Origin of the sequence: Pleionea sp. CnH1-48 (assembly GCF_024124665.1) — a bacterium.
GTDB lineage: Bacteria > Pseudomonadota > Gammaproteobacteria > Enterobacterales > Kangiellaceae > JAMXSB01.
In genome coordinates, this window is the sequence record NZ_JAMXSB010000003.1 from 220,338 (window position 1) to 245,511 (window position 25,174).

Annotated in this window: 18 protein-coding genes; 6 read left to right on the plus strand and 12 right to left on the minus strand. The window is 43.2% G+C overall.

What is annotated here, in order from left to right:
• Positions 1-14 precede the first annotated feature (14 nt).
• The 3 genes from NH399_RS06125 to NH399_RS06135 all read left to right on the plus strand — a co-directional run bounded on the left by NH399_RS06125 (position 15) and on the right by NH399_RS06135 (position 4,695).
• Complete coding sequence (locus NH399_RS06125; RefSeq protein ID WP_253037819.1) at positions 15-1,151, plus strand: FIST signal transduction protein; 1,137 nt, start codon at positions 15-17, stop codon at positions 1,149-1,151.
• Positions 1,144-3,045, plus strand: coding sequence for an EAL domain-containing protein (locus tag NH399_RS06130; protein ID WP_253037820.1), 1,902 nt, complete (start codon positions 1,144-1,146; stop codon positions 3,043-3,045). The genes NH399_RS06125 and NH399_RS06130 overlap by 8 nt, the downstream gene beginning before the upstream one ends.
• A 606-nt stretch (positions 3,046-3,651) precedes the next feature.
• Positions 3,652-4,695: an AraC family transcriptional regulator gene (locus tag NH399_RS06135; protein WP_253037821.1), complete on the plus strand. Its 1,044-nt coding sequence runs from the start codon at positions 3,652-3,654 to the stop codon at positions 4,693-4,695.
• 63 nt (positions 4,696-4,758) lie between these two features.
• On the opposite strand, the gene NH399_RS06140 is transcribed toward NH399_RS06135, so the two are convergent.
• The 3 genes from NH399_RS06140 to NH399_RS25735 form a co-directional block, all read right to left on the minus strand.
• Complete coding sequence (locus NH399_RS06140; protein ID WP_253037822.1) at positions 4,759-7,266, minus strand: neutral/alkaline non-lysosomal ceramidase N-terminal domain-containing protein; 2,508 nt, start codon at positions 7,264-7,266, stop codon at positions 4,759-4,761.
• 134 nt (positions 7,267-7,400) lie between these two features.
• On the minus strand, positions 7,401-8,351 hold the full coding sequence (locus NH399_RS06145) for a helix-turn-helix transcriptional regulator (RefSeq protein WP_253037823.1): 951 nt from the start codon (positions 8,349-8,351) through the stop codon (positions 7,401-7,403).
• A gap of 195 nt (positions 8,352-8,546) precedes the next feature.
• Positions 8,547-10,646 (minus strand): S8 family serine peptidase, encoded by a 2,100-nt coding sequence (locus tag NH399_RS25735; protein ID WP_305885089.1) that lies wholly within the window; start codon positions 10,644-10,646, stop codon positions 8,547-8,549.
• A gap of 681 nt (positions 10,647-11,327) precedes the next feature.
• Between NH399_RS25735 and NH399_RS06160 the strand changes: the two genes are divergently transcribed.
• On the plus strand, positions 11,328-13,745 hold the full coding sequence (locus tag NH399_RS06160; protein ID WP_253037824.1) for a M4 family metallopeptidase: 2,418 nt from the start codon (positions 11,328-11,330) through the stop codon (positions 13,743-13,745).
• Positions 13,746-13,808: 63 nt separating this feature from the next.
• Here the strand turns inward: NH399_RS06160 and NH399_RS06165 are convergent, their stop codons facing one another.
• Positions 13,809-14,117, minus strand: coding sequence for a hypothetical protein (locus tag NH399_RS06165; RefSeq protein ID WP_253037825.1), 309 nt, complete (start codon positions 14,115-14,117; stop codon positions 13,809-13,811).
• Positions 14,118-14,496: 379 nt separating this feature from the next.
• Here NH399_RS06165 and NH399_RS06170 point away from each other — a divergent pair, with 379 nt between their 5' ends.
• Complete coding sequence (locus NH399_RS06170) at positions 14,497-14,883, plus strand: hypothetical protein (RefSeq protein ID WP_253037826.1); 387 nt, start codon at positions 14,497-14,499, stop codon at positions 14,881-14,883.
• Between the two features lie 39 nt (positions 14,884-14,922).
• Here NH399_RS06170 and NH399_RS06175 read toward each other — a convergent pair whose 3' ends face one another.
• The 3 genes from NH399_RS06175 to NH399_RS06185 all read right to left on the minus strand — a co-directional run bounded on the left by NH399_RS06175 (position 14,923) and on the right by NH399_RS06185 (position 18,157).
• Positions 14,923-16,014, minus strand: coding sequence for a winged helix-turn-helix domain-containing protein (locus NH399_RS06175; protein ID WP_253037827.1), 1,092 nt, complete (start codon positions 16,012-16,014; stop codon positions 14,923-14,925).
• Between the two features lie 152 nt (positions 16,015-16,166).
• Positions 16,167-16,958 carry a VOC family protein gene (locus NH399_RS06180; RefSeq protein WP_253037828.1) on the minus strand — a complete coding sequence of 264 codons (792 nt, stop codon included), beginning with the start codon at positions 16,956-16,958 and terminating at the stop codon, positions 16,167-16,169.
• 125 nt (positions 16,959-17,083) lie between these two features.
• Positions 17,084-18,157, minus strand: coding sequence for a glycosyltransferase family 9 protein (locus tag NH399_RS06185; protein ID WP_253037829.1), 1,074 nt, complete (start codon positions 18,155-18,157; stop codon positions 17,084-17,086).
• Between the two features lie 83 nt (positions 18,158-18,240).
• On the opposite strand from NH399_RS06185, the gene NH399_RS06190 reads away from it, so the two are divergent.
• Positions 18,241-18,957 (plus strand): 3-deoxy-D-manno-octulosonic acid kinase, encoded by a 717-nt coding sequence (locus NH399_RS06190; RefSeq protein ID WP_256489311.1) that lies wholly within the window; start codon positions 18,241-18,243, stop codon positions 18,955-18,957.
• Positions 18,958-19,023: 66 nt separating this feature from the next.
• On the opposite strand, the gene recQ is transcribed toward NH399_RS06190, so the two are convergent.
• From recQ to mazG, 5 genes are all read right to left on the minus strand, one after another.
• Entirely contained in the window at positions 19,024-21,135 is a 2,112-nt protein-coding gene (gene recQ / locus NH399_RS06195; protein ID WP_253037831.1) for a DNA helicase RecQ, read from the minus strand.
• A gap of 149 nt (positions 21,136-21,284) precedes the next feature.
• The gene (locus tag NH399_RS06200; protein WP_253037832.1) at positions 21,285-22,274 is read right to left on the minus strand and encodes a sensor domain-containing diguanylate cyclase; all 990 of its coding nucleotides are present in this window, start codon (positions 22,272-22,274) and stop codon (positions 21,285-21,287) included.
• A 275-nt stretch (positions 22,275-22,549) separates the two neighbouring features.
• Positions 22,550-23,551, minus strand: a complete 1,002-nt coding sequence (locus NH399_RS06205) for a lipin/Ned1/Smp2 family protein (RefSeq protein WP_253037833.1) — start codon at positions 23,549-23,551, stop codon at positions 22,550-22,552.
• A gap of 232 nt (positions 23,552-23,783) precedes the next feature.
• Entirely contained in the window at positions 23,784-24,278 is a 495-nt protein-coding gene (locus tag NH399_RS06210; protein ID WP_253037834.1) for a GNAT family N-acetyltransferase, read from the minus strand.
• A 27-nt stretch (positions 24,279-24,305) separates the two neighbouring features.
• Positions 24,306-25,136: a nucleoside triphosphate pyrophosphohydrolase gene (gene mazG / locus NH399_RS06215; protein WP_253037835.1), complete on the minus strand. Its 831-nt coding sequence runs from the start codon at positions 25,134-25,136 to the stop codon at positions 24,306-24,308.
• Positions 25,137-25,174 lie beyond the last annotated feature (38 nt).

The following is a 25,174-nucleotide window of genomic DNA, read 5'->3' on the forward strand; positions in this document are numbered from 1 at the left end:
AACTGAGTTGTTTTATGAACGTTTCTCATTTTCATTTTGTCAACGGCCAATGGACTCCTTCCTTACCCGATAAATCCAATGCCAATTGGCTGTTAGCCTTTGGCCACAAATCCCTGATGCAGGAAGAAGGCTTTATCCAGTCGGTACGCGCAAGCTTTCCCAATGCAGAAATCATGGGTTGCACGACCAGTGGCGAAATCATTAACACTGAAGTCTATGATGACTCTATGGTCTTAACCGCTATCGAGTTCGCCAATACGCAAGTCAAAACGTCGCATGTTAATATCAAAGACTTTAATGATAGCTTTGCAGCAGGCGAGCATCTTTCTGCAACCATTGCCAAAGATAACCTGAAGCACATTTTTGTATTGTCTGACGGTCAACAGGTCAATGGCAGCTCATTGGTGAGAGGACTCGAAAAGAATCTGCCTCCAGGCGTATTAATTACGGGAGGATTGGCAGGAGATGGCGATCGCTTCGAAAGCACTTATATCTGGCATAACGAGCTGGCACAGGAAGGCTTAATTACGATAGGTGGATTATATGGTGACTCCATCAAGATTGGTCACGGTTCACTCGGTGGTTGGGATACATTTGGTCCTGATCGACTCGTAACGCAATCAGACGAGAACGTCCTTTACGAGCTTGACGATACCAATGCTTTAAAGCTTTATAAAGAATATCTTGGTGAGTATGTTCATGACCTACCCGCTTCAGCGTTGCTGTTCCCACTTTATGTCACACCTCCAGGTGGCTCTCCTGGTGTTGTTCGAACTATTTTGAGCATTGATGAAGACAAGCAATCCATGACCTTTGCAGGCAATGTTACTCAGGGTTCTTACGCCAAAATGATGCGAGCAAATTTTGATCGGCTTATTGATGGGGCCGGCGAAGCAGCAGAAAACGCATTAAGCCTATCTTCAACTGAGTCCGTTGGTTTAGCTATTTTGATCAGCTGCGTAGGTCGCCGCTTAATTCTAAAACAACGAACAGAAGACGAGTTAGAAAGTGTCAGCGAAGTCATTCCTGATACGCCTCTGTGTGGGTTTTATTCTTATGGTGAAATCTCTCCTCTATTAGATACAGGGAGCTGCAAACTGCACAATCAAACCATGACAATAACCATGCTAACAGAAGACATTAATGCATAAACTTTTAAAGCGGCAACTCAATAAAAACTTAAAGTCTATTGATGACTTAACGCCCTTACAAGCATTTCTGGAAGCAATAGACAGCGCTTATGAACAGGCCGATAAAGATCGCCTGTTACTTGAGCGCTCGCTTGATCTCACTTCAAAAGAATTAAACGAACGCAACCAACAATTACGAAGCCAGGTTAAAGAACTCAACCACACCAAAAGCGAACTGGAACAGTCGCTTTCTACACTCAACGCAACCTTTGACGCAACAGGAGAGGCAACACTGGTATTTGATAGCGATGGCAAGCTGCAAAAATACAACAAAATGGCCGCGATGAACTTTGATGTCATTAGCGCTCATGCGGGCTCAAACTTTGTTATTTCTTATCTGTTATCAATCCTGCGACAAATAAAAGAATCAGGAGAACTGGTTAGCAAGCTGCGTCAATTAAAAACAGATAAACTTAAACACATCTCTGGTACGATTGAGTTTTATAATGGCAGCATTTATGAATATCACTCTCTACCACAAAAACGTAACAATGAACTGCTCGGTCGAGTATGGTGTGCACGAGACATTACCAACAAAAAGTTAAATGAAGCAAAGATATTCCATCAAGCTCATCATGATGCATTAACAGGTTTACCTAATCGCACTTACCTGTTAAATCGGCTTGATATGGCCATTGACTATGCCGAAAAAAATAAGACCAAGGTAGTTGTTGCTTTTCTGGATCTTGATCACTTTAAAAAAGTGAACGACTCATGCGGTCACAAAAAAGGAGATATGTTGCTTATCGAAGCAACTTTGAGGATACAAAGTGTTTTGCGTAGGCATGATCTTCTTTCGCGCATTGGCGGTGATGAATTTGTGATACTAATGGAAAATATCAAATCTCCCAGCGTCGCAACCAACGTATGCAAACGCATAATGGAAGAACTCAGTACCCCCTTTAAATTAGAACAGCAAGAGTTTTATATCTCCACCAGTATTGGCCTGAGTATTTGTCCTATTGATGACAGCAATGCAGAAGAACTCATACGCAAAGCCGATATCGCTATGTATCACGCAAAAGAAAAAGGCCGAGGTAATTTTCAGTACTTTGACCATGCGCTAGAACGTCTGGCGCTGCACCAGCTAGATGTAGAAAGTAAACTTAGACAAGCACTCAAAGATAGCGAGTTTGTTCTCCATTACCAACCTAGAGTCGATACTCAATCTCACACAATCCACTCAGCCGAAGCACTCATACGTTGGCAACCTCCAGGTGAAACACCGATTCCACCGATGGAGTTTATTCCCATTGCTGAAAATACGGGCCTCATTATCGAAATTGGAGATTGGGTACTCAATGAAGTCTGTCGTCAACTGGTTGAATGGAGCAATAACAACATAGAGCCGATATTTATCTCTCTTAATATCTCAGTCAAAGAATTGCTCTGTGCGAACTTCGTTGACCGAGTAGAATCAACACTCAATGAATATCAGGTGTCAGGGAAGTTACTTGAATTTGAAATTACTGAAACCATCATATTGGAAGACATAGAGCTGGTTTTGCAGCATCTTAATCGGCTACATAAGTTGGGTGTTTCTATATCCATTGATGATTTTGGTACTGGCTATTCTTCTATGCAATACCTGCAAAAACTCCCAATAGATTGCTTAAAAATTGATAAGTCATTTATTTTAAATTCTGACAGAAGCGAACAAAATAGTGCTATTGTCAGCGCCATTATTGCGTTGGGCCATGGCCTGAAACTTAAAGTTATCGCAGAGGGCGTTGAAACTCTGACCGTGTCCGAAATCCTTTCAGAAAAACAATGTGATCTGCAACAAGGCTATTATCATTACAAACCTATGCCTGCTGCTCACCTCACAGAGTTACTTAATACTCAAACTCCATAAAAGGTACCCATTTCAAATTCCAGCGATATCCTTTGTTTTAATTGAAAGCAACGAAGTAGTGATCTCAAACTTAATTCAGCTTTGCCGTGGCCTTACCCCCACTCATCTCATGGAGAAATAAGCCAAACTTTGTCTATAACGCTGTCTATAAAGAGAATCATAACACCACAAAATACATGGTTATCAATCCCAATTTGATGAATCACTAAAACTTAATAACCTTATATTCTATGCGACAAAAATTGACGCACGAGCCGCTATACTTTGTCTTGCCTTAAAAATTTAAACAATTTGTCTAAATTTTGAAGTGAGTTATTGTTAACTGCTCATCTTTGGAGTAAAAGTGTGAATCGGAGTTACTTTCTCTCGTGATGAATCTCAGCAACGGAATCTCCATTTATTATAAATGGCCAAACTTGGGTGCCGAATTAACAATACTCAATCAAATTGAGTGTTTTTTGAACTCCTTACTTTTCATGTGTGATATAACAGAATAGAATGATTGAAAACTTATTGTTCGATGTAAATATTACACACATTGTTCGGTAGAATGTTCACAAAGCACATCCTAAAATTCTCTCGACACAGGATGGAACTGTAATAAATATGACAACACTTTATAACGGCCAACTTCGTACTATCAAACTTAAGTATGCGAGAAGTTGTATTGAGTTTGTTTTATCAGAGTACCTTGTACCTGTTGAGCACCTGTTACGGTGCACCAACATAAAATACAGTGCTATTCACAATGATGACTATCTGATTTCATCAGACGATTTTATTCAGCTTTGCCAAAATGCCATTGAGCTGACAAATAACCCTCACTTGGGTTTATTGATTGGTAATCGCTTGAATATCTGTTCGTTGAAAGAGTTAGGCTATGCGCTCATTAGCAGTGAAGATCTATGGTCTACATTGGAATTTGTGCTTGATGAAATTAATAAAGAGTTTTTAGCATTCCAGTTTGAACAGTCGCTCCATACCGACAAAGGCGTCGTCTATCTGGATGTTATGCCAGAAACACAGGCGATAGAACAATTTATTGTTGAAACGCTATTTTCTTTTGCGTTCAACTTAACTCGTTATTTAAAAGTTCCGCACAGCGACAAAATAGAGTACCACTTCGCCTTTGATGCCAATGACGACTATCCCTACGAAATGCTGTTTCCCAACGTTCGCACCAGCTCGGGCCGGAATTACATTGTTCTTCCCCAAGAAGCTCTACACACAGCATCTCCTCTAGCAGATAAAAATACGTTTCATTCTGCACGACAAGTACGCCTGAGAATGAATGAACACGAACATTGCAACTCATTAGAAGAAAAAATCAAAAATATTTTATTAAATGCTGAGTATGAGTTACCGACACTCGATATGGTTGCAGAGCAATTGTTTTCGACGCCATGGACTATCAGCCGCAAGCTGAAAAAGTCTGGCACATCGTTTCAAGCTCTGGTGGATGAAGTTCGTATTAACAAAGCATCACATCTATTAGCGCATTCCAAAGTCAATGTCAGTGATATTTCTCAGATGTTGGGCTATAGTGATGTGTCCAGTTTTCGACGAGCATTTCGTCGCTGGTTTGGTGTATCGCCAAGAGAGTATCGCGACTCTAAACGCAGCTCAACAAGCAATGAAGCCCTCGTTTAACTGATAAAGAACTCACAATAAAAAAGCAGCGAAAGCTGCTTTTTTATTGCCCGTAAATATTATCTACTGCACTAAGAAACGTTCCCAGCTACCTATCGCAGTCCGGTTGGCATTGGCTCTGCCATTGCTCTCTGCAACAACATAGCGGTTATGAGCACTTTTTAGTGAAATTCTATCTCCCCTTGCAAGACACCCTTGCTCATCACTATGGTTAACCAGTCGAAACATTTCCCAACTGCCCACTTGAGTACGGTCAGCATCTAACGCACCAGAAGGTTGAGCACTGAAGTAATAACCGGCACTGGTTTTTAAAGTCACCGAATCACCATGGCGAGCACAGCTATCCTGATTCAATTTTCGCAGTTCAAATTGCTCCCACGCTCCCACTTTGTTGCGATTGGCATTGACCGTATTCCCTCCATTACTTTCTGCCACCAGAAAAGTATTATGAGCCGACTTCAAAGCAACACGTTGGCTACGCGTATTTAAAGAAAAGCTTCTTGATGTACCGCTGTAAGCCTTAACCTTGCCAGTCCAACCGTTTTTCCAATTGCCTTTATGCACGATACGATAAGTTCCTGTGGGTGTATTCTCATCAGTATCCCAATGAATATCAGCAAATGAACAGGCAAGACAATCAAAGGCAGTATCACGACGCCATTCATAACGAGTCGAAAAGTCTTTATCCGTCAAAAAGGTCTGCCACTGTCCACCAACCCATCTTTGCACTTCTAGAAAACTATCTTGAATGCGAAAGTTATTCTTGGGATGACCAGATCGAAAAGACACTTTAATAGAATCCCCTTGCTGGTAACTGCTGCTTGCATTCGACATTACCTGCCCAAAAGATTCCCATAAACGTTTATCGTCATAAACCACACCAATGGTTGGAATAATTTGCAAAGACTCACGATCTTGTGGCGTAGGCCCAGCAGCGACATTAGCGTTGGCAACAATGGCGTTGGCTAAACCAGCATAAACTTGAAGATAAGCAGGCAGTGTATTAGGCCCAAAGAGAGTATGCCCCCCTTCGTAATGCTGCATGCTGAACTCTTCTGGCGTGGTAATGTAACCTTGATAAGAATTCGCTAAACCAGCAATCACAACTTCAGTCACACCCACGGCTGTTAATCGGTCCAACACTAACCGCTTAAGACGACGTCCAGCCATTGTCGTCATCTCACCATTAACCGCAACAATAGCTAACGAATCCACAACAAATAATTGAAAAGGCGCTATACCCGCATAAAGTTCTGTCCCCAGTGCTTTGCGGTTAACTAATGTTGGCTTAGGGTACTGGCAAGGATCATTATCGGTTTCGCCAAATAACCCACTGGCAGACACGGCATCTAATAATGCAAACAAAGGATAACCATCGATAATGGCTTCAAAGAGATTGCTGCTTTTATTCCAGACAACACCTTCGTTATCAACAGTCATGCCTTCTACCACACCAGGAATATTAGAAGGGCCATCCCATCCCGCACCTGCCGCCATCGACCAACCCAATGCACCTTCACAAACGGATTGAGTTCCGCGTTGAGTAAATTCATTGGATACTGAGTAACCCGGCATAAAAACATGTTGATGACGGTAATCAAGGTGACCAGACAACTTTTGCGACGCGTTGTTATACAAACTCATTGCTTTGTTAAGTTGTTTGGTCGCAGAAATCATGGTGTTTTCAAGTCCATTGCTACCACACCCATTCTCGGGCCCACACACGTGAGGCGAAACATCCCCCTGATTACTATTGGCAAATGCAGCAACAAAGGTTAGTGCTTGGTCATAACGAGTTTGCTTGTCTTTCTCAAACAACATAGAAGCAACGCCTTTGTTATCTGAGCTAATAAATCGTTGTTGATTACTATTGGAAGTTGTGTGAACAGGAAACCAATTAAGCATGCCAATTTCGGTACCGTCATCACGAACAAACTTTAATAAGGTCATTGTTTTGTCGGTGTTGTGCGAAAACTGCTGATGCTCTGGGTTTTTACTATAAGGCAATGGACTTCGGTTAATGCTGGTATTTAACAACTCACCACGATTAACAAAAATGTTACCTGAAGCTAGCGTAGAAGTTGCCCTAACAATCGATTGAAAAATACCTTCGGTAATCGCGTTAAAATTATCTTTGTCATAACCTAACGCTGTCATATTAAGCATTAAAAAATGATCGTAACCACCTGGGCCAACATGTGTGTGCGTTGCGGTTAACATAACGTTACTGGCATCGTAACGGCTGCCATAACGATTCTTTAGCTTTTTAACGACAGCTAACTTCACACTTTGTGGAATACTCATCAAGTCAGCGCTAACAAAAGCCACTCGCTTGCCACTGGATGGATGCTCAATAACATAAGCTCGCGACCAAAGACGCGTGTGGATGCCTTTTGTCTTTTGCCCGATCTCGCCATATCCGACCATTCCAGCTTCGGCAGCAGGTCCGGTCACATCATAAATACCGCTACCGACTAACCAATCCCCGGCACTAACCCAGGATGAAAAAACAAAAGCTATCAGCAACGTTAACCGTTGATTACGATTTAAGAATACATTCTTTTGACTCACACTCTTCCCCTTATTACTCAGTAAACTGAGCCGCGTGACGACAAAACAATGCAAGCGTAAGTCGTTTACGACATCAGTGAATGATCTATAAAGGTGTACTATGAGTAGTGGTATTCAACTATAGTAAAAACAACCTAATCAACAGGTTCTGTTTCACTACGATTTAAATGTAAGCGAGCTAATTCGCCACGACTGGATATGTTGAGTTTTTTATAAATACGATACAAATGGTTGGATATGGTGGATGGTGCCACGCACAACTCTTTGGCAACTTCTTTAAATGTTAAACCTCGTACAATCCAGTCAACAATTTGTGACTCTCTACTGGTCAATTGATCAAGCGGGCTAGCAGAACAAATCATCACCTGAAATAAACTGCCTAAGGGCTTAATAACGAGCTTCCAATCTGCCATCAGATAAAATGTTTTTTCTTCTAACGGCAAAGTCAGTCGTTGCTCTTCATTACTAACACCCGATGCTCTTAAATAATCAAAAAACCCGGCCTGAGTTTCTAAATAATATCCTTTGCTGTCACAAATTGCGGCAGCACAACATGATTTAATAGTGCCTAAATGTAGAAAATAATTATGTGATGAAGCCGCCATTAAATGATAAGTCAGACGATTCATGGTTGTTCTTTCGGCTTCATTAAAATCATCATCCAATGCAAAACGATACAGACTGAATAAAGTATACAAACCACTTTCAGTTTCACGGTGCAATGTAGACAAGACACGAGAGATACCATAAGGCTGGTAAAGTTGCTTATATAAAGAGGACTGAAAGAACTCCTGATCAGGAATGACCTTACTCATAATGACGGGACGGTCAAGGTTTGCTAGTGCCCGATCTTTAACGGGATTTAGCTCTAGTGTGTCACCAAAACGTCGATAAAAATGTTCATCTAAACCATAGTGTTCGGAGTAATGAAACTCTTTATTTTTAAAGTGACCAGTGCCCCAAAAAGCAGCATCAAAACGCATCACTTGGCGCAAGGCCGTTAGCACCCAAGGCCTAAACTCGGCGACATTCAAGCAAGAGGACTGAAGATAAAGATCACGAATAAAAGCCTCGATATTCAACATCAACTCCACACACTGCCTGAAATAAAAATTATCGTTTTATAGTTATCGACTTCATACAAAAGCAGAACAGAGTGAGTGTCAAGAGGTCTAAGGGTTGAAATATTTACGATAAATAATTTAGCAAGAAAAGGACTGGTAATATCTCAATAAAAAGCGAGCGAAGCCGATCACTCGGCTTCGCTTTCTTTCACATGCTTACTGTGCTTCACCTCGTAAAGTTACACCAGAATAGGAACTGTATGCTCGAATACTGATGTACCAGGTTCCGCTTTGTGGATTGTTGATAGTACAGGTTTCATTGTTGCCCCAACGATAAGGACGACAGTTGTATTGGCTGGTAGTTGGCTCTGAGCCATAACGTACATAAAGATCACCATCACCACTGCCACCGGACATTTCTGCCGTCAATGTACTCACTCCAGCACCAACATTCAGCGTGTAGTGTTTCCACTGGCCCTGACTGTCGGATAAGTTGGTCTCTTCGAAGCTTCCGCCTCCACCACCACTCACAGTGTAATCAGCGACCAACTGAACATTATCAAAAGTACTGTAGGCACGTAACATCACATAATAGCGACCTTCTTGTGCGGTGGAGAAGCTACAGTTTTCTGTATTACCCCAACGATAAGGACGGCAATCATATTGGCTCGTAGTCGGCTCCGCACCAAAGCGCACATAAAGATCCGCATCACCACTACCGCCACTGGTATCGAAAGTTAAGTTAGAAGCGCCTGCAGGTACATCGATATAGTAATGAACTACATCGCCTTGAGTAGCACCGATGCCGCTAACGGGAACACCTTTACTTAGCTCACCACCTTGAGGAATGCTGACAGTCACCGACTCGGTATGAGTATTGGTTTTGCCATCGTTATCGGTTGCCGTTAAGCGCACTGTGTAAGTGCCATTTGCAGCGTAAGTATGTGATGGGTTTTGAGCATTTGAACTGGCGCCATCACCAAAGTCCCAACTCCAACCAACAACACTGCCATCGCTATCGGTACTAGAATCCGTAAACTGAACCATCAGCGGATTGTTGCTATCAACCACATAACTGAAATTGGCATTAGGAGCACCACTGCTGCTACCCAACGAATCCACTGCAGCACGTAAATCAATACGCCCATAACCATAAGTGTTATCAAATCCTGCACTGCCTAAATCCACCGCGGTATCGCGCAGCACTTGACGCACTTGATCATGAGTCAGCGTGTTGTCAGCGCCTAACACAGCCGCCGCAGCACCAGCGACATGAGGCGTCGCCATGGAAGTACCCGACATGGTGGTTGTGCCACCGCCATTACGATCAGACAGCACGCTCACACCAGGAGCAGTTACATCAATTTCTGGTCCACGCTGCGAGAAGCTGGCAATGCCATCACTGCTATTGGTCGCACCAACCGCCATTGTGGTTGGATAGCGAGCAGGATATGAAATCGGAGCCGATGCACCCGAGTTCCCCGTTGCAGCCACCATTAATACACCGGCATTATAAGCTGCCTGATAAGCCGCTTCTTCTGCGCTGGTAGAACCGCTGCCACCATAACTCATATTTATCACTTTAGTGTTTTTGTTCACACACCAGTCCAATGCATTCAAAATGCTTTCGTCCGTTGCCTGACCGCTGGAGTTAAAAGCCGCAGCAATGTATAACTGTGCATCAGGAGCAACACCCACCACATCAGAACCATTTTGTTCTGCAGCGATGGTTCCCGCCACGTGGGTACCATGTCCATGCACATCGTCAGGGCCAGGCTCTCCGGCAGTACTGACACCTTCAACAAAGTTGGCGTCCAGATCAGAATGATCCGTATCTAAGCCTGTATCGATAATACAGACTTTTACACCAGACCCCGTGGTATCGCCCCAGGTTTCGTTAGCACGAACTTTAGAAATACCATAAGGAATGGTGTCAGCCTGAATACTGGCATCAGCCGTCACTGGGCCCGGCACCGGATTGATCAAATATTTGTAGCCAGTTTCTTCAACGGTATAACCCGCTTCTTGAAGTTGCTTGGCTTGAGATACCGTCATCTTGGCAAAAGAAATGGCGCCTAGATTTTGCAGTTGTGATGAGATAGCAACTCCCGCATTCGACGCTTCACTCATCATATCGTGCTGTGCGTTTTGAATCAGTTGCATGCGAACCATCTGCTGAGTAATCGAGGTTGACGCTGCACTCATAGAAGGTAATTCTACATTGGAAGAAATGACGTAGTTCTTCACTTCTTCTCCGGCAATGGCCGTTGACATTAATGCCGATAAGGACAGCACACCTGTCATTAGCTTTTTCATCGTTATCTTCTCCATTTAATGAAGTTATTATGAGGTTTCCCTCTTTATACATTTCAGGAGTCAAGCACAGCGATCAAACAACATCCTCATAAAACCACCCCATGTACTACTCAGATCACGATCCTATCTGTCTTATGATATTCGGATGAATCACAACAAACTGGTCTTTACACCTGAACGCGAAACGTTAGAGTTCATCAATGACGACTTGTGGATAATGAGCCTTTAATAAAAAACTCAAAAAATGAATGGGTATCCCCTTTTTATGTGTTCATTTTTATCCTGCAAAACAATTTTTCATCACAAAAAGTAGTTTTCAATATCCAAATCAGCAAGGGCATCTGATCACAATTTTTCTTGAAATTTGTACCTTGAAAATATCAAGTTCTTGCACTTCAAAAGTTATTCAATAATGCCCTGTTTTTGGTGAAGAAATGACCTCACCTTTTTTTAAATTCTGTCTTATAGATAGATGTGCAGTCAGGATGTCTCATTCGTAAAATAATTATAAAAGTCGATATAAACACTTAATATGCGAATGAGTTCTGCATTTGGGGCAAATATATTCATTACAAAAATAGTGATTATTAATTAAAAGTATCGATGAATTATTTGCGTAGGAACTGAGATAAAAACCAACATCATTTTTTATCTCGCACTGTTATTGGAGTAATCCAAGTTATGAAAATTCGATCTCTCAAATGGTTTACCGCTGCCAGTTTAGCGGTTGCTAGTATCAGTTCCTTGTTTGCGGCCGAAAAAGTCAATTTAAGGCAACAATTGACCGCTTCAACTCAAACATTGCAAGCTCAAAGTTTACAACCACTATCCGATCAACAATTGCTCGCTCACTGGACTCAAGAAAACGGTCACAGTCTTCAAGCAATACGCACAACCACGGATTCTCAAGGTAGAGAATTTAAACGTTACCGCCAGCTTTTTCAGGGAGTTCCGATTTGGGGAGAGCAAATTATTATTGCTCGAACCAACACACAAGAGATTCATCGACTCAGTGGTCATGTTATTTCTGATCTCGCCGACTCACTCACTCAGTTAAATGCAACCTTCAGTAAAAAGCGTGCTGTTAACTTAGCTCGCTCCCAACATATACTCAGCCATGATGAGCATGCTGCTTATAGCAACGAGCAATCAGAACTGGTGATTTATATCGATGATGGCGGAGCGGCACAGCTAGCCTGGAGTGTTAACTTTTTTGCCGAAAGCCCCAATGGTGGTGAGCCCACTCGGCCTTTCTTTTTAATCAATGCTCGTAACGGCCAAATCATTAAGCAATGGGAAGGATTGGCCCATCAAGATGCAACTGGCCCAGGCGGAAATCAGAAAACAGGCCAATACGAATACGGTACTGACTTTCCCGCGATGGAAGTCGACAGCAACTGTCGTATGAATACAACCAATGTTCAAACACAAGATATGAATCACAGCACCTTTGGTGGCTCAGTTCATCAATTCACCTGTCCTCGCAATACACACAAAGCCATCAATGGCGCTTTTGCTCCCCTCAACGATGCTCATTATTTTGGCGGTGTGGTATTTTCTCTTTACAGCGACTGGCTAAACACCAGCCCTTTGACTCAGCAACTATTGTTGCGCGTTCACTACAGCAATAACTATGAAAATGCCTTTTGGAATGGCTCATCCATGACCTTTGGTGATGGTCAAAATACCTTCCACCCGCTCGTGAGTCTCGATGTGGTAGCTCACGAAGTTAGCCATGGATTTACCGAACAAAATTCTAACCTGACTTATTCAGGACAATCAGGAGGTATTAACGAAGCTTTCTCTGACATTGCAGGCGAAGCAGCAGAGTTCTTTATGACCGGACAAAATGATTTTCTGGTCGGTGCGCAAATTATCAAAGCCGCCAATCAAGCATTGCGTTACATGCATAACCCACCTCTTGACGGAAAATCCATTGGTCATGCAAGCGACTATACATCGGGTATGAATGTCCACTATTCCAGTGGCGTGTTCAACAAAGCGTTTTATCTGATTGCCTCTTCAAATAATTGGAACGTGCGCAAAGCTTTCGAAATTTTTGCAAGGGCAAACCAAAACTACTGGACTTCTAGCACCAACTTTGTAGAAGGTGCTTGTGGTGTTCTCGATGCAACATCAGACTTAGGTTACGACGCGGCGACTGTTGTTGATGCTTTTAACCAAGTGGGTGTGGTGTGTCCTAATAGTGGCCCACAAGCGCCAACGGCTAACTTTAGCCATCAAGCTTCTGGTGCAGATCCATTGTCCATTCAGTTTACTGACACCAGTTCTGATACGGATGGCAATGTTGTTTCCTGGTCGTGGAATTTTGGCGATGGCAATACTTCTGCCAGTCAAAATCCCAGCAACCTCTATGCAAATGCAGGTAATTATTCTGTCTCATTAACGGTCACTGATAACGATGGGTTAACTAACACAAAAACAGAATCCATCAGTGTGGGTGGTGCCACTGGCAATGGCGAGTTAACGAAAGGGGTTCCAGAAACAGGATTATCTGCCGCTCAAGGTGAGGAGCTTCGTTATTACATTGACGTGCCAGCAGGTGCAAGCAATTTAACCTTTGATATTTCGGGCGGCTCAGGTGATGCCGATATTTATGTGCGCTTTGGTTCGGAGCCGACGACCTCACAATATGACTGCCGACCTTATCGCTGGGGTAATAGCGAAAACTGTACCTTCAGCACCGCACAAGAGGGTCGTTATCATGTGATGATCCGAGCCTACAGTACCTTTAGCAATTTACAGCTAGTCGCTAACTATGACGAAGGTTCCAGTGGCTCCGAGTTTACCGAAACCAATGTCTCGGCTGCTCAAGGTGAGTGGCAACACTATACGATTCAGGTAGGTGCAAACTTCAGTGAGCTGCTTGCAGAGATCAGCGGTGGCAGCGGTGATGCCGATCTTTATGTCCGCTTTGGCGCGCAACCTACTACGAGTCAATACGACTGCCGTCCGTATCGTTGGGGCAACGCCGAAACCTGTACCATCAATAACCCACAAGCAGGTACCTGGCATATCAGTGTGAGGGCTTACAGTGCTTTTAGTGGACTCACGGTTCATGGTAAGGCGACGCCTTAATTTATTTTCGTAAAATAGAGCCTCCTACCTCATGTGGGCGGCTCTTGATTCCATCTAAAGAGATTATTCAACTTCGACAATTTTCTTCTTTATGACATAGCATCTCGCAATCACTTCTCCCAAAATCTCAACAGGAATGCAAGTTTCGTCTAAAAAGTTATTTCCCAACGATTCAGGAGATAGGACTACCAATGTTCCAAAACCTTCCTCACCTGCACTGATGCATGGAGGATCTATATTTTGGATACTAGCTAAAGTTCCTTTTCCATCGTACTTCAAAGAAAAGTTGCTGTTATGGAGAATTAGATACTCTTGCCCCACGAACTTATCTCTGACAATTTTTACTTCCGCAACGAGCTTTGTTAATGCCATGACTGAATCTCCTGAAGGTCGGGTCATATATCAGAGAAGTCACGACTCAAAAATTACACTCTTTTGAATCGTGATTTTCATGTAACTCTCGAGAATTACACTGTGACTCTATGCAGCTTAACCTGAAGTCACCAGCTCCAAAATGCCTCTAAAAAGTGAGAGCAACAACAAATCCTATTTAACTTTCTCATTAACTTTTTTATTAGCCCTTTATTACGCGAATAAAAACAATCAATTACCGACTTAACCAAGACATTAACTCAAATATATATTTAAGTTAACTTTTTCAACCACTGACCAGATACATTGGCGCTCGCTGAATCGCTAACCTTAGCAGACTCAGTTATGATCAAAACAATTAACAGGAAGGATATAAAAAATGAAAATATTTGCAACTGCGATAGCCTTGTTACTAAGTTCAGTCAGTGGCTCAACTTATGCAGCCTCCGGCGAGTTTTCGGGTAACTGGACGATCACTCTGGATAAAACACTAGATAACTATGTATCATCTCAACTTGTTTATACTTTTGATATGAACTCTCATCACAATATGTTTACGGCTGTTTATACCGGAATTAATAATGATAGTTTTCTGGAAGGTAGAACCTACTTTAGCTCTGCCCGCACCACTCAATTAATTCAAGCGGTTCACGTAGACAGTACTTATTATCGTGTGTACTCAGGAAAGAAAGTAGCACACAACCATTATGAAGGTGTTTGGTACGACAATGCAGGTCAGTCTGGTGACTTCCGTTTAAAAAAATAAGTACCAGGGTGGTGGCCGAAAGCTACCACCCATTTAGTGCTAAAGCTTCGAGTGATTTGATTTCACCAAGTCTTGTTTGCCAAGTCTCCCTTTAAACAGATAAAGGTCTTCTATTTCACCAATAAATGCCACGTTTTCATTTTGATGTCGTCCAATCAATAAATTCGCTTTATTATCGATACCGCCCTGTAGCGAAAATTGATGAGTTTGATAGATCACTTTTCCATCAAGATAAAGTTTTATTTCTGGACGGTTGTGATGTCGCTCAACGCTGACTCCTATCTCATGCCAATGACCATCAGCGACGTTAGGAGAAGATGGTAAAAAAATGTTTTGCCAACCAGCATAAGCATCCCCTAGCTGAAAAAGCAAACGGCCTTCATAGATCATGAATAAAAACCCAGTCACCGGAGGCTCCATATCTCTCTTATCTACAACAGTTGCATGCGCTTTATTTGTTTTCACTCTCGCAGATATAGAAAAGTTAGAACCATTAAAATTCAGCGCATCACTATGTTCTATAACAATAGCATCATCAGCACTATTAAACTTTCGACTTTCGATTAAAGAAAAAGCCATAGGGCTTGAATTAGATGCTTGCTCAACATCTATGATAACGGGCTTCTTAAATTCACTATCAAAAGCCTTGTGATAGATAACAGCAACGATTAAGCAACAAACAAATGCAGCAACCACTCCCTGAGCAAGCCCTTGGCTTTTCTTAGTCTTCGGAGTTAAAGGCTCTACCTCAACTTCTTCAAATGTTTTATTAGCATCTTTTGAGCAAGATGGCAGATTAAGTTGGTACCCTTTTTTGGGGTGGGTAGTAATCCACTCGGCCTGCTCATCTTGTTGCTGAAGCAGTTTTCTTAATTTATTAATGACGCGATAAATTGCATGATTGCCAACACATTTTCCAGACCATACCTTGTCAGAGAGTTCATCCAGACTCACAGGTGTATGAGCATTCTGATAGAGATAATAAAGTACCTGCATCTGTCGAGCTTCAATAAAAAGAGACTTGTCATTGATGATGACTTGGTTTTTTAATGGGACAAACTGCATTGAGCCAACAAAAAAACTGGCAAAAACGGAGTCATCAACAGCATCGCAAGATAATTGAGTGTTCATCCTGAAAATATAAAAATGCGTTAGATAAGTGCTGATGATAACACTATTTAAACTTGAGTCTGTTTTCTTGCAACAAAATAACTCAGATAGAAATTAAGAAAAGAGCCAGAGAAAACTCATGGCTCTTTTAATTGCAATGATGTCACGGAGTTTTAAGGTTCAGGCTGATTCAAGCTGATAAGAGAAAACACCGCGTCGTTGGTATCATTAATGACAGCAAAGCGACCGACTTCAGGAATATCGAAAGGCCCGACACATACCTTGCCGCCAAGCTCTTTTACTTTTTCACACTGGGCATCACAGTCTTCTACCGTGAAGTAATTCATCCAATGTGAAGGCATGTCACCCCACTCTTCGGTCATTTGCAACATGCCTCCCATCTTGCCACCGTTAGGATGAATAAATGAGGTGTAGGGCCCCATCTCCATTTCATTGGTTTCGGCCGTCCAGCCAAACAACTGACAATAAAATTCGCTGGCCGCTTTTGCATCTTTGGCCGCGAGTTCATTCCAACACAAAGAACCAGGATCATTAACTAGCTCAGCTCCGTGCATGGTATTTTTTTGCCACACGCCAAAGCGAGCACCAAAGGGATCATCCAATTGAGCCATGCGACCTGCATCTCCGGCATCTGTCGGTGGAACCACGACCGTGGCACCCAACTTAACAGCTTGCTCTACTGTCGCATCCACATTCTCTACGGATGCATAACTGATCCAGTTAGAAGGCAACCCTTGCTCTTCCTGAGCCTCTGAACGCTGATACATGGCCCCTACGTTTAATCCTTCTCGCTGCAACATAACATATACGCCTGCATCACTCGGCATTTCAACACCTTGCCACTGCAGCAGACTGCCATAAAACTCACGCGCTTTATCCAGATCTGATGCGCATAATTCTGGCCAACAAAATACACCTGGTTCGTATGAATCTCGTTTTCCCATGTCTTCGCTCCGCCCTTGTCAGTATTGTTATAAATAAAGATATCCAGCATTGATGATAAATCAATTAGAGCAAAGCCCACAGAAAACGCCAAATGATTAAATGTAAAAATTCTGTTATGGCTTGATTAAGATGGTATCGATTCCGGTAATAAAATTCCTTCTTGCACTATGACCTTTTCGAGCATTTCAGTGACCTGCGCTACCGATATGTGTGACATCAACTCGTCCCCTTTGATACGTGCTCCCCAGGGCAGCTCAGAAACGGGTTTTCCATACTGCTTTTCGGCATTCGCAGCATAAACTTCTACCACATAATCCTGATACAGATACGGACCCGTTCGCTTAGGGTTACTGTGGGCATAGAGCCCAATAACAGGCGTGTTTTGAGTGACAGCAATATGAGCCGGACCAGAATCTGGAGCCAACACTACCGACGCTCGCTTTAACAATGCGAGTAGCTGTTTGAGAGACGTTTGGCCAGTCAGGTTGATCATCGAATGCTTGGCATAGGACTCAATACTGGCCGAAAGCTCTTTTTCGAGCGTACTTGGACCACCACTGATCACGACCTGGAATCCTCGTTCTGCCGCATAATCAGCCACAGCCGCATAACGCTCGGCCAACCAGTTGCGTTCTGCTTTGCTGGCTGCGGGCGAAATCACTAACACAGGCTGATTGCTTTGAGGCAGTATCGAGCCTGCCCACTGCAGATCGTCATCGCTGATGGGCATATCCCACTGAGGCGGTGTATCTGGAACACCAATCGCTCGTGTAAAATCGCGAAAGCCATCTAACACATGAAACCCTTGTTCTGAGTCAATATGATCGCTCACAAACCACGAGTGCAACTCTTTGCTACGTTGACGCGCAAACCCTATTTTTCGGTCAGCGGGAATGCACCCAGCAGCAAGATTTGCTCTCAGCGCTAACTGCATGTGCAGTAATACATCGAAGCGTCGTCCTTTGAGCTGCTTCCGCAGTGCCTGAAAAGCGCGCCACCCCTGCGACTTATCAAATACTATCAGCTCGACCCCTTGCAGCCCCTGTAGCATCTGGGCTTCAATCTTACCTACAATCCAGGTGATTTTAGCCGTCGGATAATGACGCTGAATCGCCTGGACAGCCGACACTGCATGGCAAACATCACCAATAGCCGACAGGCGTAAAACACACAGTGACGATGGGGCTAACTGCGGCAAAATATTCCTCTTATAAAATTGTCAAAAATTTACATTGAAGTTATTGTATCATTAGCGTTACATAAACCTAAATCTGTTGTATTTTGAGTAAAATTCATTCACCCAATCATCACGAATTCATTGTGACGGCTAACCATGTCGCCCATGAAGTTCATCCCGACTATTTTGATGCTTCTTATTGGCAGCAAAAAAATCAGATCACAGGATCGTCTGTTGGCCGTAATACAACTTGGTTTTTCCAACTGGATCAGCTGCAGTATGTATTGCGCCACTATTACCGTGGGGGAATGATTGGCAAACTGCTGAATGACACTTACGTATTTACGGGTGTCACCAAAACACGCGCTTTTAGAGAGCTGCATCTATTGGAGCAACTCTCAACAATGGGCCTCAATGCCCCCAAACCCTTTGCCGCTTTCATTAAACGACAAGGTCTTTACTATCGAGCCGACTTAATCACTCAACGCATCGAAGGTGCACAAGATATCTTCCACCTTCTGCAAGCAGAGTCTTTGCATCAGCAGCAGTGGATGAGCATCGGTCATACAATCCGCCAGTTTCATGACAAAGGCATTTATCATGCCGATTTGAACATCCATAATATCTTGATGGACGACAAAGAAGACATCTGGTTAATCGACTTTGATAGAGGTGAGCAACGTAAGCTTGATGATATCTGGCCGCAAGCCAATCTGGATAGACTATTACGTTCTCTCAACAAAGAAAAAAATCAGCAAAAACGATTTTATTGGCAAAAGAAAGACTGGGAATATCTGCTCGAGGGATACCACGGGAGTTAGGGCTCTTAGGCCCTGAACATCATAATCATCAGGCAGCTATCTCACAAAAAGCACCCAACGTTCGATCTAAGTCATCATACTCGCTTTAACACACTTTAAGATATCGTAGCTGTAAGTTCCTTCAAAGGTTTCAAACACAGGTTTCAGACGCCCCTCTTCGCCCTGCAATTCAAAAGCCTGGCGGATCTGATCTAACTCATCATCTTGTATATCAATCACCTGCTCCAGCTGCAATTGACCCGTTTCGATGGCTTTTGCCAGATGATTGTAGATGGTCCCTTCTTTAACTTGTTGCTGTTCTGCAATGGCTTCAACTTCATGGCCATCAAGAAACAAGCGAATGCTCACCGCCGGGTCCGATCGGCGTCGTTCATTTTGCGCGACATAATCGGCAATCAACTCAACAAACACCTCACCATAAGTGTCCAATTTTTTCGCACCGACACCGGTTATCATACTCATTTGAGTAAGAGATACAGGCTTTTGCTCAACCAATTCTAACAAGGTTGCATCATGAAAAATCATATAAGGTGCCAGGTCGTTTTCTGCCGCCAGTTGTTTACGTAATGCACGCAGAGCTTCCCAGAGTTTATTTTCTGACGTTCTTTCTGGCGCTACTTTAGATGTTTGACGTCGAGACTCGCGTTTTTCGATCAGCTCTTTACGCAACATCAATGTTTGTTCGCCTTTTAGAAAAGGACGGCACTTTTCGGCCAAACGCAAACTTCCGTGACCTTCGATATCCACCAGCAACAAGTCTCGCGAAATCAACTGTCGAAACACACTGCGCCATTGAACAACATTGAGCTCGCTACCAATGCCAAATACTGACAGTTTGTCGTGTCCAAAACTTTTGATGCGTTCATTGTCTTTGCCTAACAATACATCCACCAAATAATTCACACCAAAGCGTTCTCCGGTACGATAAACACATGACAAAGCTTTTTGTGCTACGACGGTGGCATCCCAGGTTTCTACAGGGTTTAGACAAGTATCACAGTTACCGCAAGGCTCAGGCATCTGATCACCAAAATAACTGAGCAAAGCCTGACGCCGACAGGTGACCAACTCACAAAAACCTAAGATCGCATCCAGCTTGTAACGCTCAACGCGTTTAAATTGATCATTCGCCTGTGAGCTTTCTAACATTTGGCGCAGAGTAATGACATCTTGCAAGCCGTAACTCATCCAGGCTGATGATGGCAATCCATCTCGTCCGGCACGCCCGGTCTCCTGATAATAAGCTTCAATACTTTTTGGCAAGTTTAGATGGGCAACAAAACGCACATCCGGTTTATCAATACCCATTCCAAATGCAATGGTCGCAACAATAATGACTTTGTCTTCTTGCAAAAAGCGTGTTTGATTTTGTTGACGAACTTCCGCTGAAAGACCCGCGTGATAAGGCAGCGCAGTTAATCCTTTGTCGGCTAACCATTGTGCTGTTTGTTCTACTTTTTTGCGCGACAAACAATAAACAATACCCGCATGATCTTCATGCTCACTGCGAATAAAACGTAACAGAGCGTCACGCGCATTAGGAGACTGAGTGATCTGATAACGAATATTGGGTCGGTCAAAACCACTGATAAACATTCGCCCTTGTTGCAACGATAACCGTTCGGCAATTTCGTTGCGTGTATTAGCATCAGCCGTTGCGGTTAAAGCAACACGAGGAACATGAGGATAGCGCTGAGCAAGAATGGATAATTTAATATATTCTGGACGAAAATCATGCCCCCACTGCGAAACACAGTGAGCCTCATCAATCGCAAACAATGACAATGAAGATTGATCCAGTAAGGACAAAAATCGATCCGTCATTAAACGTTCAGGGGCCACATACAAGAGATCAAGTTGGCCATCACGCACTTGTTGCTCAACATAGTACGCCGATTGGGCATCCATCGTGGAGTTTAAAAACGCCGCTTTAACACCATTCTGAACTAATGTAGCCACCTGATCTTGCATCAACGCAATTAAGGGAGATACCACAATGGCAACACCATCACGAACCAGCGCAGGCACTTGATAACACAAAGACTTACCGCCGCCCGTTGGCATAATCACAACCGCGTCACCGCCATCAATTAGGTGGTTAATCACTTCATCTTGAGGTGGGCGAAAAGCATCATAGCCAAATACTGTTTTTAATGTCGCTAATGCTTGCGATGACATCAATGTTTTTCCGTAATACCAGGGCAACATGCCCTAAATTCTGTCTATAGAAAGCTACCATACTTTACTTTAGAGTTAGAGCAAAGGAGATATTGTCGATAAAACAACTAAGAGATTGCACCAATAAAACAAGCCTGTTCACAAAACGGTCAACCTTTCTTGACTGAATCTTCTGTGGCCTGTTGCTTTTGTTCATACATAAGCCGATCCACAAACCGCAACATGTCTTCTAACTCGTTGGCTTCTTCGGGTTCAAATAAATGGCATCCAATGCTCACTTTTAAATCCAACCGTATATCCAAACGTTCAGATGCTCGATCTAACGAACGATGAATGCGCTCAACTAAATGCTCCAGCGCTCCAGTGTCCTGAGAAATCGCCATAATCACAAATTCATCACCACCTAATCGAGCAGCAAGATCCGACTCTCGCACATTAGATTGGATAACATCGGCCAATTCCCTGATGGCTTTATCTCCCACATGATGGCCAGACAGATCATTAATCGACTTCAATTTATCCAGATCTAAATACAGCAGCCCAACAGGAGAACCAAAACGTTTGGCGAGTTTGAGCTTCTGCTCACCCAGAGTAAAAAAACCGCGACGATTAAATAGTCCCGTCATATCATCAGATAATGACATCACCTTGAGTCGTTCGCACTGTTGAATCAACTCCAAATCCGCTTGCACCAGTTCCTTGAATTGTTCGAGCAATTGAATATAAGCATCTTTATATTCTGTACTCTGCTTATCGAGCACGCAGATAGTTCCAAACGGCTTACCGTCGGGCCAGCGCAACTCCATGCCTAGATAAGATTGAACACCTCCTTCGCTTACCGGAGATATATTTTTCCACCGCTCATGATTAGGAGCATCCTTTACGTACAAAGACTCAGAACGTTCAATAATGTGACGACAGAAACTATCCATTTCCCACGGAAAACTCCCCCCCTCCTTCATAAAGGCATTATCGTGACGAGTAGTCACCACCGTCTTAAATTCATTCCCGATATACTGAACAATCGCCCCGCAAGGTGCATCATAAAGTTCAGCGATCAAATCAACAATTTTCTGCCACTTGCCCACATTCAACGCAGGTGGAGAATTATCGAGTATGTATTTATTGTGCTCAATCATGTTACATCTCACTACCGCTAACCGCGACACAAAAGGTAATGGGAATCAAGAACGTCACTGTGCGACTAAAAACAGCATCCTCCAAACTAAGGAGTATCAGCTGATAGAAACGCTCAAAGGAAGCTCTACAAGCCCTACTCTTTAGTATGAGATGTGAGGTCAATACACGTCAAATTGCCGAGGAAAAAACAGGCAAACCAATAAGAATAAGAGAAAGTTTTTTAATAAGAAAACTAACTAAGAGGGAGACTTCTCCCTCTTAGTTGGGTAGATAGCTATTGACCACAATAAGCATTAGCCGTTGGCAAAACAACGTTAAAATAATGGTGAGAATAATCGCCGCCTAAATCGTTAGTGCCACTATTCCCTGCATTTTCACCAATAATATAAGTGTCGGAAGCCGGAATACCAGCGTCACGGTAAGAGGATATATCAGTACTGGCATTACCGTAGGCGCGGATGATTTCTAGTCCCACATTGTTAATCAGGTTTTTAATGTAATCCCGCTTATACTGCTCTGTATTAGAAGGAAACGGCTCGCTGCCATTAGGATTGGTGCGTAAATGCCACTGATTAAGTCCCATGACATCCCCCAACCAACGACGCGTCGTTTTTGCTTGCCAGTAGGAGCGGCCTGTTAAGTAAATAACCTGATAACCTTTGGCGACATAAGCTTCTACAGTTTGCTTAGCATAAGCATGTGGATCGGCGGTATCCGTTCCCAGATAATCTCCCACACCTTCAAAATCACTCAATGTCAGTGTGCCATCAATATCAAATAGAACCGTCTCACGATTCGGATTAACAACGGTCAAAAAACCATCCGCAGAAGACAGATCCCCTTCTACAACCATGCGGACACGATATTCGCCGGTAGGACGAACACCGACAGGAACATAAATTTTACCATCAGAGTTGGTGCGGTACTCACCAAGATATTCCCATCCTTGAATTGAAGCCCCATGAATGTAGACATGAACGTCTTCACCTTCGAGATCTTTGTGAATCACCTGGCCGTAATCGAATTTACCAACAAAAGTCGCCGCCTGGTTTTTTGCTACGATTTGATCATGCACCATGTGAAAAGGTGCCGCAGTCCATGACAACCAACGGTTACCCCAATGACGAAACTTTTTCTTTGCTGGTCCCTGCAAGGAAGGTGGATTAAGTGCAGCACTGTAATCAGTACACTGTTGAGCGGAGGCAGTGCCGACCAATGTTATTCCTAACACCAGGGCTGCTAATTTTTTGATGCTTCTTGATTGAAAAACGGTCATAAATACTCCTACCTGAAAATTTATCGTTATGGTTATCAGGGGCCTGATATAAAAACAGGCGTGAACTATATTTGTTCAACTTGAATATTTTATTACCGAATTTTTAAGCTTTGTCTAATTTACTGTCACAAAAATGACCAATAAATCTCACAAAAGCATGAGGAATCTCATTAAAGATTATGATTTGAAATGTAACGAAAAGGCGCGTTCGGTGGGAATAATGATTTCTTATTCAACTATCTTCCAATAACCACTTATACATCACAAAAGAGTCAACCAAGCCCAGGCGTTTATGAGCATAAGCTTTAGGCAGCGTTCCTACGATCTCAAACCCTAAAGATTGCCAAAGCTTAACAGCCACTTCATTCGTCGAAACCACCGCATTAAATTGCATGGCTTTAAATCCCAGTTCAATGGCCTGTTGCTGAGAATGCTGACACAACTGTTTGGCAACACCTTTACCACGAGCTGCTGGAGCCACCATATAACCACAGTTACAGACATGACCTCCTGGCCCACCGGCATTAGGTTTTAAATAGTAAGACCCCAGAATCACCTCTCCCTGTTTTGCCACGAAAGTGCGCAACGGCAGTTCACACCATAAATCAAAGGCTTCATCCATAGACAAACCAGGATCGAAAGCGTAGGTTTCTTGAGCTTGAATAACAGACTCAAACACCGGCCAAAAGGCTTCAAAGTCAGCTCTGGTCATCGATTGAATGATCATTCTTATAACTCCTTAATCAAAAGTGACCTACTTCTTGGCCAGTTGTGCTTTTGCCAGCTCCCAAAATTCATCCATTCGTTGCAATGACATGGCATCCAACTGTTCATCTTCATTATCAACCAACGCTTCCATCACACGAAATCTTTGCGAAAACTTCTTGTTGGCTCGAGCCAATGCCGACTCAGCATCAATGCCCAGATGACGCGACAAATTCACACAGGCAAACAGCAAATCCCCCACTTCGTCTTCGAGTCTGTCTTTGTCAGGAGATTGACTGGCATCCTGTGGGATTTCCTGATGAATTTCTGCAATCTCTTCATCGATTTTTTCCCAAACACCGCTAACATCAGGCCAATCAAAACCCGCCCGCGCCGCCCGCTTTTGCATCTTTTGCGAGGCTTTTAATGCGGGTAAGCTTTTGGGAATATCATCCATCATGCTGGCCTGCGACGCTTCATTTTTTTGTTCGCGCTCTTTGTGCTTTTGCGACTCCCAGGCTTTATGAAAAGCTTCTTCCGATTCATAAGTGACATCGCTAAACACATGAGGGTGACGCGTAATGAGCTTGTGGCAAACGCCCTCGACTACATCATCAAACTCAAAATGTTGATCTTCTTTGGCCAGCTGACAATAAAAAACCACCTGAAAGAGCAAGTCTCCAAGCTCGCCTTTCAAGTCAACAAAGTCTTCGCGCTCGATAGCATCAGCAACTTCGTAGGTTTCTTCGATAGTATAAGGAACAATGGTCGAGTAACTCTGCTTCAAATCCCAAGGGCATCCTGATTCAGGATCTCTCAGTTGAGTCATAACATCGAGCAAGGATTGCATGGAGGAGTGATTATCTTTGAGCTTGGTCATAAGTTATTTATCTGTGACAACGGCCTTCAAGTTCATTG

Bases quoted from the DNA above. Each gene is read 5' to 3' on its own strand.
- recQ (WP_253037831.1), bottom strand. From the start codon at position 21,135: ATGTCATCGCAAGCATTAGCGACATTAAAAACAGTATTTGGCTATGAT.
- NH399_RS06160 (WP_253037824.1), top strand. From the start codon at position 11,328: ATGAAAATTCGATCTCTCAAATGGTTTACCGCTGCCAGTTTAGCGGTT.
- NH399_RS06175 (WP_253037827.1), bottom strand. From the start codon at position 16,014: ATGAACACTCAATTATCTTGCGATGCTGTTGATGACTCCGTTTTTGCC.
- NH399_RS06200 (WP_253037832.1), bottom strand. From the start codon at position 22,274: ATGATTGAGCACAATAAATACATACTCGATAATTCTCCACCTGCGTTG.
- NH399_RS06125 (WP_253037819.1), top strand. From the start codon at position 15: ATGAACGTTTCTCATTTTCATTTTGTCAACGGCCAATGGACTCCTTCC.
- NH399_RS06180 (WP_253037828.1), bottom strand. From the start codon at position 16,958: ATGGGAAAACGAGATTCATACGAACCAGGTGTATTTTGTTGGCCAGAA.
- NH399_RS06165 (WP_253037825.1), bottom strand. From the start codon at position 14,117: ATGGCATTAACAAAGCTCGTTGCGGAAGTAAAAATTGTCAGAGATAAG.
- NH399_RS06205 (WP_253037833.1), bottom strand. From the start codon at position 23,551: ATGACCGTTTTTCAATCAAGAAGCATCAAAAAATTAGCAGCCCTGGTG.
- NH399_RS06170 (WP_253037826.1), top strand. From the start codon at position 14,497: ATGAAAATATTTGCAACTGCGATAGCCTTGTTACTAAGTTCAGTCAGT.
- mazG (WP_253037835.1), bottom strand. From the start codon at position 25,136: ATGACCAAGCTCAAAGATAATCACTCCTCCATGCAATCCTTGCTCGAT.
- NH399_RS06210 (WP_253037834.1), bottom strand. From the start codon at position 24,278: ATGATCATTCAATCGATGACCAGAGCTGACTTTGAAGCCTTTTGGCCG.
- NH399_RS06145 (WP_253037823.1), bottom strand. From the start codon at position 8,351: ATGTTGAATATCGAGGCTTTTATTCGTGATCTTTATCTTCAGTCCTCT.
- NH399_RS25735 (WP_305885089.1), bottom strand. From the start codon at position 10,646: ATGAAAAAGCTAATGACAGGTGTGCTGTCCTTATCGGCATTAATGTCA.
- NH399_RS06135 (WP_253037821.1), top strand. From the start codon at position 3,652: ATGACAACACTTTATAACGGCCAACTTCGTACTATCAAACTTAAGTAT.
- NH399_RS06130 (WP_253037820.1), top strand. From the start codon at position 1,144: ATGCATAAACTTTTAAAGCGGCAACTCAATAAAAACTTAAAGTCTATT.